The organism is Coxiella endosymbiont of Amblyomma nuttalli, assembly GCF_018107685.1.
Taxonomy (GTDB): domain Bacteria; phylum Pseudomonadota; class Gammaproteobacteria; order Coxiellales; family Coxiellaceae; genus Coxiella.
Map to the genome: position 1 here is coordinate 992,308 of NZ_CP064834.1, position 10,719 is coordinate 1,003,026.

Consider the following 10,719-nt stretch of genomic DNA (forward strand, 5'->3'; position numbering starts at 1 on the left):
AGTCTCTCTATAATCTATGATCGAGACGAAAATGTTGAATAAACCACTTCTTTGTGCTGTTGTTATTGGAAAAACGCTTTCTGATTTCTTATTTCAGCTTGAAAAAGCACAAGCTGTAGCAGACCTTGTTGAATTGCGGGTCGATTATCTTGAAAATATAAATCCAAAAATGCTTTACTATCTTGCTAAGTATATCCAAAAGAAAGCTATCCTTTGTTGTCGAGCTAAGCGTGACAATGGGAATTTTACGGGTACACTTGAAGCACAAAATGAAATTTTACAAGCAGGAAACGATAAGTTTGATTATCTGGATATTGATCTCGCTGTTGCCAATAAAATTGTTATCCGACGTAAAAAAGCAAAGATGATTATTTCTTATCATAACTTTCAAAATACACCTTCTTTAGAAACGCTGTTCAATATTGCTGACGAGATGCGAATTTTTTCCCCAGATGTTATTAAATTTTCTGTTATGACCAAGCAACTAGGCGATGTGAATGTATTATTTTATTTTCTTTTTAGGCTTCTTCAGAACAAACCATCGGAAAATATAATCGTGCTTGGAATGGGTAAAGAAGGAAAAATAACGCGATTGTTAGCGCCTTTACTTGGTAGCTATTTAACTTTTACTTCTATAGATGAATCTAGTTCTGCTCAAGGACAGATTGATATAAAGACAATGCAAGATTTTTATCATCAAATTAAAATTATTTGTAATTCAAAATGAAGCCTTTATGGGTATTTGTGGGGAATTTTATGTATAAAATTACTTTTTATGTTCCTAAAGAACACTTAGAATCTATAAAAACCGCCCTTTTTACAAAAGGAGCTGGGAAAATAGGTAATTATGAATGTTGCGCCTGGCAGACATTGGGAACAGGACAATATCGACCCTTATGTGGTAGTCAGCCCTATTTAGGTTCAAAAGGTCAAATCGAAAAAGTTAAAGAATATATGGTTGAAATGGTTTGCGAGGATCATTGTTTACAAGCAGTACTTAATGAACTAGTGCGCACTCATCCTTATGAAACACCTGCTTACGCAGCCTGGAAAATTGAGGATTGTGTTAGATAATTCTCTACAAAAATAAAAAACTATTATGAATCAAGCAAAAAAATCTAAAAACCGCTATTGGCACAAATAGCAGGTGGGAACGTCTTCTCACTCATACACATATATAAGACACATAAAACCGGCTGGCTATACTGTGTCTAATCGTAGTGCGTAATATTTATCATAATAGTGACATTGTAAGTAACCTATCGCAACAACATTACTAGAATGGATGGTTCTTAAGCTTAGATTAACGATAGAAAAATACTGGCTCCTTTCTTATGGGCAAGTTGGTAGAAAGGATTATAACACTAACACTACGCTAGCATTATTAACCAGAGAATCAGATGATTCGCTATTAACTAGAGAATCCGATTATTCGCTACAAATTGATTTTCCTATGTGGGCAAGAGCGAGATGTGATGAAGCATCAATAATCAAATTCGAAAGTTTATGCTTCAGCCAGTTAATACAACATTCTCTCGGTTATTTACCGTATTAACAATTTTACGTAAAAAGATTACGCACTACGACAAACATGATTTACTGCCGACATAGTACTTTTCAGTCAGTAGCATAAACATCAGTAGAATTAAAACAGTCAAACAGTAGCAACCCCACGTATTATAACGCATTATACTAAATAAGTAGGATAGTCTACTATCTAAAATTTTATGTTACGACTTTCCTATTCTTGAACAGCAAGTTTAACCGAGCGATGTTCACAAAAGCACATTCTTGTTTATTACAAGAAGCGCTTTTTAGCTATAAATATACTCCAATAATTACGCGAATCACTTAACCTTTCATAGAGTTAAAAAAGTCATGATTTATTTTCGTTAATTTCAATCGATCAATTAAAAATTCACTGGCAATCACTTCGTCCATAGGATGCAGAATTTTACGAAGAATCCATACTTTCTGCAGAATATGTTGCTTCAGCATAAGTTCTTCACGTCGCGTACCTGATCGATTAATATTAATTGCTGGAAAAATGCGTTTTTCTGCAATACGACGATCTAGATGAATTTCCATATTACCGGTACCTTTGAATTCTTCAAAAATCACATCGTCCATCTTCGAACCTGTTTCCACCAGCGCTGTGGCAATAATAGTTAAACTACCCCCTTCTTCCACATTACGCGCAGCACCAAAAAATCGTTTAGGTCGTTGTAACGCATTAGCATCAACCCCACCAGTTAAAACCTTGCCAGAGGCGGGAATAACTGTATTATATGCACGAGCTAGCCGGGTAATCGAATCCAATAAAATAACTACATCCTTTTTATGCTCTACTAATCGCTTAGCTTTTTCAATCACCATCTCAGCCACTTGAACATGACGCGCAGCAGGTTCATCAAAAGTGCTTGCAACTACCTCACCTTTAACAGATCGATCCATTTCAGTCACTTCTTCAGGGCGTTCATCGATCAATAATACAATGAGAACGCATTCTGGATGATTACTGGTAATAGAATGAGCAATGTTTTGTAACATCATGGTCTTACCGGCTTTCGGTGGCGATACAATTAAACCTCGTTGCCCTTTTCCAATAGGTGAAATTAAATCAATAACCCGAGCGGTAATGTCTTCGGTACTGCCATTACCCATTTCCATCCTGAGTTGTTCATTAGGGAAAAGTGGTGTTAAGTTTTCAAATAAAATTTTATTCTTAGAAGCTTCTGGCTTTTCAAAATTAATATCATTGGCTTGCAATAAAGCAAAATAACGCTCTGCTTCTTTTGGAGGGCGAATTTTTCCTGAAATGGTATCACCCGTTCGTAAATTAAACCGCCGAATTTGGCTGGGAGAGACATAAATATCATCGGGACCAGCTAAATAAGAGCTATCAGCTGAGCGTAGAAAACCAAACCCATCTTGTAAAATTTCCAACACTCCGTCTCCAAAAATATCTTCCCCTTTTTTAGCGTGTGTTTTTAACACTGCAAAGATAATGTCTTGTTTGCGCGAACGCGAAACATTCTCCAGATCCATTTCTTGAGCAATCTGCATTAATTCTGAAACTGATTTCTGTTTAAGCTCAGTTAAGTTCATGGCTTCCAATAAATCCTCTTGTTTATGAATTAAAATGACGACAACTTTCTAGTGCTTTTAACAAAAAATCAGCCTGCAAAACTGTATCCCAACTAATACCTATCATGTTAAGGGTAAACCTAAAAGCGGCAGAATTACACCGATGAGCAAAACGATCAGCGAGATCATAATAGCTTAAGATGAAAAATGCAAGTTTTCATCCAAAAAAGTCGCAAGTTGTAATTTACTAAGCATGCCCACTTTAGTGGCAACAACCTCCCCATCACGAAAAACTAATAGACTAGGAATACCTTGAATCCCATATTTTTGTGGCGTTTCCGTATTTTTATCCACATTTACTTTAAATACTTTAATACGCCCTTTGTATATTTCAGCAATTTCTTCCACCATAGGCGCAATCATTTTGCAAGGCTGGCACCACTCAGCCCAGAAATCAACAAGCACAGGTTCATCGGCTTTTAGTACATCAGCCTCAAATTTTTCATCAGATGTGGTGTATACGTCACTCATATATAAAAATCCTCGTTATTACCAGATAGATCCTAATAAAATTGATGCCCTGTATCAACTATTTTTATATCTTATTCTTATCACATCAATTCAATGCAAGACGCATTCCTACATTTGTCAACGGATCAAAAATTAAAAAAGAAACTAACGGAAACAAGATTAAAAGTACAAAGGGGGTAAAATCAAATCCGATAATCATTGGAATTAATCGGCGTATAGGCCTCATCACTGGCTCTGTAATTAGAAATATGATTTCTGTAATCGGATTTTGTTGCGAAGAAACTACCCAACTCATAATAATTCGCATAATAATCATGTAAAAATAGAGATTCATGAATTTATTGCCTAATGCACCGGTACTTATTACAAGCAAGCCTATAAAATGAGGTACCAATCGAAAGCGTAATGAAACAAGCAAAAAAGATTGAATAAATGAGAAAACAATTATCAAAAATATAACTGCAAGCTCAAACCCTTTGAAGCCAAAAATAATGCATCGCAAGGGCAAAACAAAAAGATTAGTGGTTCGTATAACAAACTGGGCAACAAGATTATGATAACTGGCTCCCAATTTCTGCATTAAAAGACGCAAGATCAAAATAATAATATAAATATCAAAAATGAAATCTACTAAAAGTAAAACAACATTTGCAATTACGATCATTTTACTCATCTACTTTTATGATAACTTTTTTACATGCAGAATAGCTACCTGCTATTAACATCTGGTAGTGTCACCGGAATAACCTCACAAAAAATTAACGCCATTGTACCACTTTTTGTTTAGCTTTTAGAGTCATTGTATGCAGTATCTAATATCTGTTTAGTTAAAAATTCTATGTTTCTTTGATTATAAATTAAAGACTTTCTTCCGCTACCTATAATATTTCATAAATAAAATACGTAGGCTGGACCAAATACAGAAAGCGTAATAACCATGATCTTTGATCTTCTAAAAAACCTAAATTACAAGTTCAATTGCTCGAATGACAGATTCTACTACATGTCTTTGCTGGTTAGTCTCTAATCGTGGCTGTTGCAAATAAACCCTGTTGCCCAGTGACTATTAAAGCGCTGCGTTAGACTCGCGCGAAAAGAATAACGGCGACTTTTTTATTTAGCCATTTTTTACGTGTGCTCACCGTTCACTGCTATTAAAATAAAATATAGTATTTGATACAATAACGACTAGCTCCGATTCTGCATGAACAGTTTTAATTCGATAGGGTTTGATGACGAAGATAGTAACATCTACACCAAAAAGCACTCCAACCATTATCCTGCAAGATTTTCATTTCATATTTTCTCTAAAAAATTTTGTTTATCAGAATACGGTTAATAACATAAACATAAACAGGGTTATGAACATTGATGATTAAACCAAGAACGATGTTACTACCATACTACCGTTGCCAGTGCATGTAATCCTTATGATATTACACTTTCTCTTAAATTGTTTACACTTCTGAGATCTCGTGAACGTGACCCAAAAATGCCCGTGCCAATACGAATCATCGTACTGCCTGCTGCAATTGCAGCAGGAAAATCATGTGTCATACCCATTGACAAAACATCCAACGGTAGCCCTTGCTCTATCAATTGTTTTTGCGCTCTTTGCAACTTTTTAAATACTCGTTTTTGTGTTTCGAAGTTCTTGTAATTTGCTGGAATTGCCATCAATCCACGCAATCGCAATCTATTAAATTTCTTAATGACAGAAACAAATTCCGGTAAATCACTCAAACTCACACCGCTTTTGTTTTTTTCTCCACTAATGTTTATTTGAATACAAATATTTAGAGGAGATAATACGGAAGCTCGATGACGCTGTAATTGCTCAGCTATCTTGAGACTAGAAATGCTATGTACCCACGAAAAATGCGTCGAAATAAGACGTGCTTTGTTAGCTTGAATAGCACCAATAAAATGCCATTCCAGATCATAAGCCCGCAACAAATTTATTTTAGGAAGCGCTTCCTGTAAATAATTCTCTCCAAATCGTTTTTGCCCACAGGTTACCGCGATTTTTATTTTTTCGACACCTTGTGACTTGCTGACAGCTAATAAAATAACAGAACTTGGCGTGCGTCCAAATAGATTTTCCGCCTTCCAAATTTCTTCGTTTATTTTCTTAATATTACAGCTAATTGACATTATTCAAGAAAACCATATTCAAGAAAACCATTATCGCTCATTCAAACGTTGGACCCGCTTTACGAATCACATCTGACACTTCGAATCTAAAAAAATTTTCCCGAAATTTTTCCATTAACACACGCGCTTTAGTATCGTATGCCTCAACATCATTCCATGTTTTTCTTGGATTTAATAAAACACAATCAACGCCAGGTGCTGATGTTGGGATAATCAAATTGAAACCATCTAACATCTCAGTAGGCTGGCTTTTCAATTTACCACTAATAATGGCATTAATAATAGCACGCGTTGTTGGGATAGAAAAACGTACTCCGCCCTCACCATGAGCCCCTCCAGTCCAGCCAGTATTAACAAGATAAACCTGACAGCGGGTTTCTTCAATACGTTTCATCAATAATTCAGCATACATGGTTGCAGGTCGAGGAAAAAACGGAGCGCCAAAACAACTGCTAAATGTTGGCATCACTTCCTTTATGCTCCCTACTTCTGTACTTCCAACCAAAGCGGTGTAACCACTTAAAAAATAATATGCTGCTTGTTCTTTAGTTAACAATGCTACAGGCGGCAAGATCCCATAGAGATCGCAAGTCAGAAAAATCACGGCTCTTGGTGATTGTCCTTTATTATCCTTAACACGTAAAGGAATGTGTTCAAGTGGATAAGCTACACGCGAATTTTGCGTTAAACTGGTATCCTTATAATCAGGAGTACCATCTCTTCTTAACACGACGTTCTCCATAATCGCACCCCGATGAATCGCGTCCCAAATCATGGGCTCCCTTTCTCTGGATAAATCGATACATTTGGCATAGCAACCCCCTTCAAAATTAAAAACACCGGCTCTACTCCAACCATGTTCGTCATCACCAATCAGCAAACGTTCAGGATCAGCCGATAAGGTGGTTTTACCAGTTCCTGATAATCCAAAAAATAATACTACATCCTGCTTTAATTTCCCGACATTGGCTGCACAGTGCATAGGTAAAACATCATATGGAGGTAAAAGATAATTCAGTACGGTAAACATGGCTTTTTTCATTTCACCTGCGTATCGCATACCCACTAATAATACGCGACGACATGATAGATCAATCATTACAGCACCATCACTATTCACTCCATCTTGTTCTGGGTCAGTTTTGATCCCTGGTGTGCTTAAAATAGTCCATGGTAATTTGCCCTTGATATAATCACCAGAAGGACGAATAAAGAGATTACGTGCAAACAAATTATGCCAAGCTAATTCAGTAATGACCTTAAGTGGCAAAAAGTAATTTTCATCTTTCCCCACTTGCAAATGTGCAACGTACACATCTCGTTCTGAGAGATAACGGATAGCATGCTCCCAAAGACGATCAAAGACACCTCGCTCAATCGGTTGATTAATAGCACCCCATTGAACTTGATCTGATGTTTCCTTATCTTTCACAATAAATCGATCTTTTGGAGATCGACCAGTGCGTTTTCCCGTGGTCACCACCAAAGCTCCCGTGGAGCTTAGTACTCCTTCACCATTTTTGATAACATGCTGAATTAATTCATTAGATGAAAGATCGTTATAAGTGGTTCGTGTTGCAATTTGTTTCATAAGTTCTTCCCCTATTTCACACGAATGGCCATTATGGCAAATTATCTTGATGTTGGATACCCTCTATGGTTGCGACACTTCAAAGATCCGCGCATACTTAGTGCATGATAAAAACAAATATTTTTTCAAATCATTTTCTAGTTGCGATGCCACAATTACATGATTTTACTTTCGCACAATCGGTAATCTACCTATCAGAACATGATACTAAAGGGGCATTAGGCATTATTATCAACAAACCTCTCCAAGTAAATCTGGGAAGTGTTTTAGAGCATTTGAAGATAGAAAGCGACCGTCCAGATATCTCCGAACAACCGGTATTAATGGGGGGTCCTATGGGACAGGAGCATGGTTTTATTATTTATGAGAATCCTATTTCTAAAAAAAACCTTGAGATTTCAGTATCTGCTTCTAAGGTAATGCTAGAAGAAATCGCTAGTAACAAAGGACCTGGTAATTTTTTAATTACCTTGGGATATTCCGGTTGGGAAGCGGGTCAATTAGAAAAAGAAATTGCACGTAATGATTGGCTTATTGTGCCATTTGATCGTTCTATTCTATTTGAAACCCCCATAAAAAAACGTTGGAAAAAAGCAGCTTCCCTCATTGGTATTGACATTAATCGTCTTTCAGATCAAGTAGGACATGCCTAAACCAGCAACACTAACCGCATTGGGATTCGATTTTGGGATGAAACGTATTGGCCTTGCCGTGGGACAAACGTTGACATGTACTGCTAATCCACTGCCTATCTTAAATGTTCGTGATGGTATTCCTCACTGGAAAAAAATTGAAACATTGATTGAAATCTGGGACACTCACGCGTTAGTAGTTGGTATTCCATATAATATGGATCAATCAGAACAGTATCTTACCTTTTCGGCCAGAAAATTTGCTCGTAAATTACGCTCTCGTTTTCAGTTACCCGTTTATACAGTAGATGAAAGACTGACTACATTTGAAGCTAAAAGACAATGGTGTGAGAGAAAAAAGCAAAGAAATGTTAAGATTCCTGAACAGTTTGATAGTCATGCTGCAAAACTTATTCTGGAACAATGGCTGCAGGAGGACAATAGTTAGGTAATGATTATTGGGAAGCTGCCTACTCATCTATTAAGCATGCAATCGCTTACTCGTGATCATATTGAGGCTATTTTGCAACGAGCTAATTATTTTTTAAATAGCGCTGTTAAAAACAATGCTATTTTTAGCATCTTACACGGAAAAATTGTCGCTACTTTATTTTTTGAGCCCAGTACACGCACACGAAATTCTTTTGAAATTGCCGCAAAACGGCTTGGTGCCTTTATTCAAAGCGTCGATCTTAAAGTCTCCGCTTTGAATAAAGGTGAAACAATTCTGGATACTGTTAAAAATTTACAAGCAATGGGTACTGATTTTTTTATCATCCGTCATTCAGAAAAAGATAAACCAACCTGGTTAGCAAAACATTTATCTTCAGGTGTTGTGATTAATGCAGGTGATGGTGATCACCAACACCCTAGTCAAGGTCTCATTGATTTAATGACAATTAAGCAATATAAACCATGTTGGAATGAATTATGTGTCACTATTATTGGTGACATTTATCATTCACGCGTTGCAAATTCATTGATTGATGGACTACTAATGATGGACGTTTCTGAAATTCGCTTGGCTGCTCCTTCGCAATTACTACCGAAAACGATTCATGACAATCGCATTCAAATATTTCATGAACTGGATTTGAGCCTTGTTAATACCGATGTTATCGTTACTCTTCGTTGGCAAAAAGAACGTCACGCTAATCCAATAGAATTAACTGTATTTCGTCAAATGTTTTGTCTAACTCATGAAAAATTAGCTCTGGCAAAATCGGATGTTATTGTTATGCATCCTGGCCCTATCAATCGTGAAATTGAAATAACTTCGGAAGTTGTCGATGGACAGCATTCAGTCATTCTTCAACAAGTACGTAATGGAGTAGCTATACGAATGGCCATATTGGATTTATTTTCATCGTCTACTTTTTAGTATACATCTAAGTATACTTCGAATACTTTGCCGTCCAATCTGATGATCCATCATTCTCACTGTTGATTTCAATAGCATCTCTACCATATTCAAACGAAGACACATAAAAGTAGTAACAGGGAGAGCTTCTGGTATCATACTTCCAGTCTTATTTAAAAGACAATAACATTTCTTTAATTTATAACCAGTAATCATCTTCTTCAGTGTTAGTTTAAGATTTTATCTAAACGTACGTTGCAACTATTTTTGCTGCTCTTTAATTCTGTGTATATGAATTATGTTTTTTGTAATCTCTATTTTAGGAGTAATGCTAAAATAAAATGAACCTCATCAAAAAAGAAAATTAATTTGAATCTATCTAAGTATCCAACTTAAAGCAAAGCAACTGTTCAAATCATCCTGATGAAAATCACATCTGATGATAACCACAAAAGAAAAGTACTGTAAAATATGCTTCATAGATTAGGTAAGGTGCATTCAGAATGTTAATACCTATCTGAAGCTTATATAGGTGTATCAGCTTTTCAAAAACGCTTTCCTCTTGTTCTCCACCATAGGGGATGATAACTTTCGTTATAGCGTATCAAATTAGTCTACTGAAAATGTTCCAGTATTCCTCTCTTAATGAAGTAGTATTGTATTATCCATTTTTATTCATCAAAACTTGATAAATCATGAAAATCATTTTAGTCAAGTACAATAAGCCTTTTTATCGGCTAAATTAAATGTCGCATTTATTATTTTTTCTAAAAATTATTTGTTTTTAAAAAATTTAATTTATCCAAATAACCCGGTTGCACTGCACCAATTGTTACTCATAATATAACGCCTTAACAACCGTATAAATTTTAAAAAAATAACCGGGCTTTTTGAGGAGATATAGACTTAATTAATGCCTAATAAGTCTTCTTTAACGTTGTTCAAATGAAACCATCCCGCTTTCAAAATTATTTTGCAACCCGCATGTTAAGATTACCACTTTCTCTATATCTATGCTAGTTAACCACTATAATGAATGCATGGTATGACAGTTAACTATTCTTAAAATTAAGCAATCAGATTAAGTAATTGGTTTATCCATTTCACTCCTTAGAACGAATATTATTTGCGTAATCATTTCCTTTGATACTATCGTTATTATTTTAAGAGTAGAAATCAAGTAGAAATCAATTTTTGAGAGACGTTTAACGTAGAAGATTCTATCATTGGTGATGGCTACGGGTAGTGATAAGAAGTTACATAATTTGCGAAAGTTTTTCATTGACTCTAGATAAGTGATCCCATAACAAGCTACAATAGTACATCTACAAAACCCAGCAATTTCTGTGTTAGCAGCGAGTTCT

The 10,719-nt window shown here is 35.8% G+C and carries 10 protein-coding genes; 5 read left to right on the forward strand and 5 right to left on the reverse strand.

Annotation, left to right across the window (positions count from 1 at the left end):
- Positions 1-31 precede the first annotated feature (31 nt).
- Together aroD and cutA are read left to right on the forward strand one after the other, a co-directional pair.
- Positions 32-727 (forward strand): type I 3-dehydroquinate dehydratase, encoded by a 696-nt coding sequence (gene aroD, locus CEAn_RS03555; RefSeq protein WP_211923814.1) that lies wholly within the window; start codon positions 32-34, stop codon positions 725-727.
- Between the two features lie 29 nt (positions 728-756).
- Positions 757-1,074 carry a divalent cation tolerance protein CutA gene (cutA, locus tag CEAn_RS03560; RefSeq protein WP_211923815.1) on the forward strand — a complete coding sequence of 106 codons (318 nt, stop codon included), beginning with the start codon at positions 757-759 and terminating at the stop codon, positions 1,072-1,074.
- Between the two features lie 777 nt (positions 1,075-1,851).
- Here cutA and rho read toward each other — a convergent pair.
- From rho to CEAn_RS03585, 5 genes are all read right to left on the reverse strand, one after another.
- Positions 1,852-3,108 (reverse strand): transcription termination factor Rho, encoded by a 1,257-nt coding sequence (gene rho / locus CEAn_RS03565; RefSeq protein WP_211923816.1) that lies wholly within the window; start codon positions 3,106-3,108, stop codon positions 1,852-1,854.
- A 174-nt stretch (positions 3,109-3,282) separates the two neighbouring features.
- Positions 3,283-3,618 carry a thioredoxin TrxA gene (gene trxA / locus CEAn_RS03570; protein WP_211923817.1) on the reverse strand — a complete coding sequence of 112 codons (336 nt, stop codon included), beginning with the start codon at positions 3,616-3,618 and terminating at the stop codon, positions 3,283-3,285.
- An 85-nt stretch (positions 3,619-3,703) separates the two neighbouring features.
- A complete protein-coding gene (locus CEAn_RS03575) occupies positions 3,704-4,291 on the reverse strand; it encodes a YggT family protein (RefSeq protein ID WP_244670073.1) in 588 nt (195 codons plus the stop codon).
- A gap of 755 nt (positions 4,292-5,046) precedes the next feature.
- Positions 5,047-5,772, reverse strand: coding sequence for a YggS family pyridoxal phosphate-dependent enzyme (locus CEAn_RS03580; protein WP_211923818.1), 726 nt, complete (start codon positions 5,770-5,772; stop codon positions 5,047-5,049).
- Between the two features lie 37 nt (positions 5,773-5,809).
- Entirely contained in the window at positions 5,810-7,363 is a 1,554-nt protein-coding gene (locus tag CEAn_RS03585) for a phosphoenolpyruvate carboxykinase (RefSeq protein ID WP_211923819.1), read from the reverse strand.
- 104 nt (positions 7,364-7,467) lie between these two features.
- On the opposite strand from CEAn_RS03585, the gene CEAn_RS03590 reads away from it, so the two are divergent.
- The 3 genes from CEAn_RS03590 to CEAn_RS03600 are packed head-to-tail and all read left to right on the forward strand — an operon-like array spanning position 7,468 to position 9,376.
- On the forward strand, positions 7,468-8,016 hold the full coding sequence (locus CEAn_RS03590; protein ID WP_211923820.1) for a YqgE/AlgH family protein: 549 nt from the start codon (positions 7,468-7,470) through the stop codon (positions 8,014-8,016).
- Complete coding sequence (gene ruvX, locus CEAn_RS03595) at positions 8,009-8,443, forward strand: Holliday junction resolvase RuvX (RefSeq protein WP_211923821.1); 435 nt, start codon at positions 8,009-8,011, stop codon at positions 8,441-8,443. Before CEAn_RS03590 ends, ruvX begins: the two co-directional genes overlap by 8 nt.
- A gap of 9 nt (positions 8,444-8,452) precedes the next feature.
- Complete coding sequence (locus CEAn_RS03600; protein ID WP_211924198.1) at positions 8,453-9,376, forward strand: aspartate carbamoyltransferase catalytic subunit; 924 nt, start codon at positions 8,453-8,455, stop codon at positions 9,374-9,376.
- Positions 9,377-10,719: the final 1,343 nt, after the last annotated feature.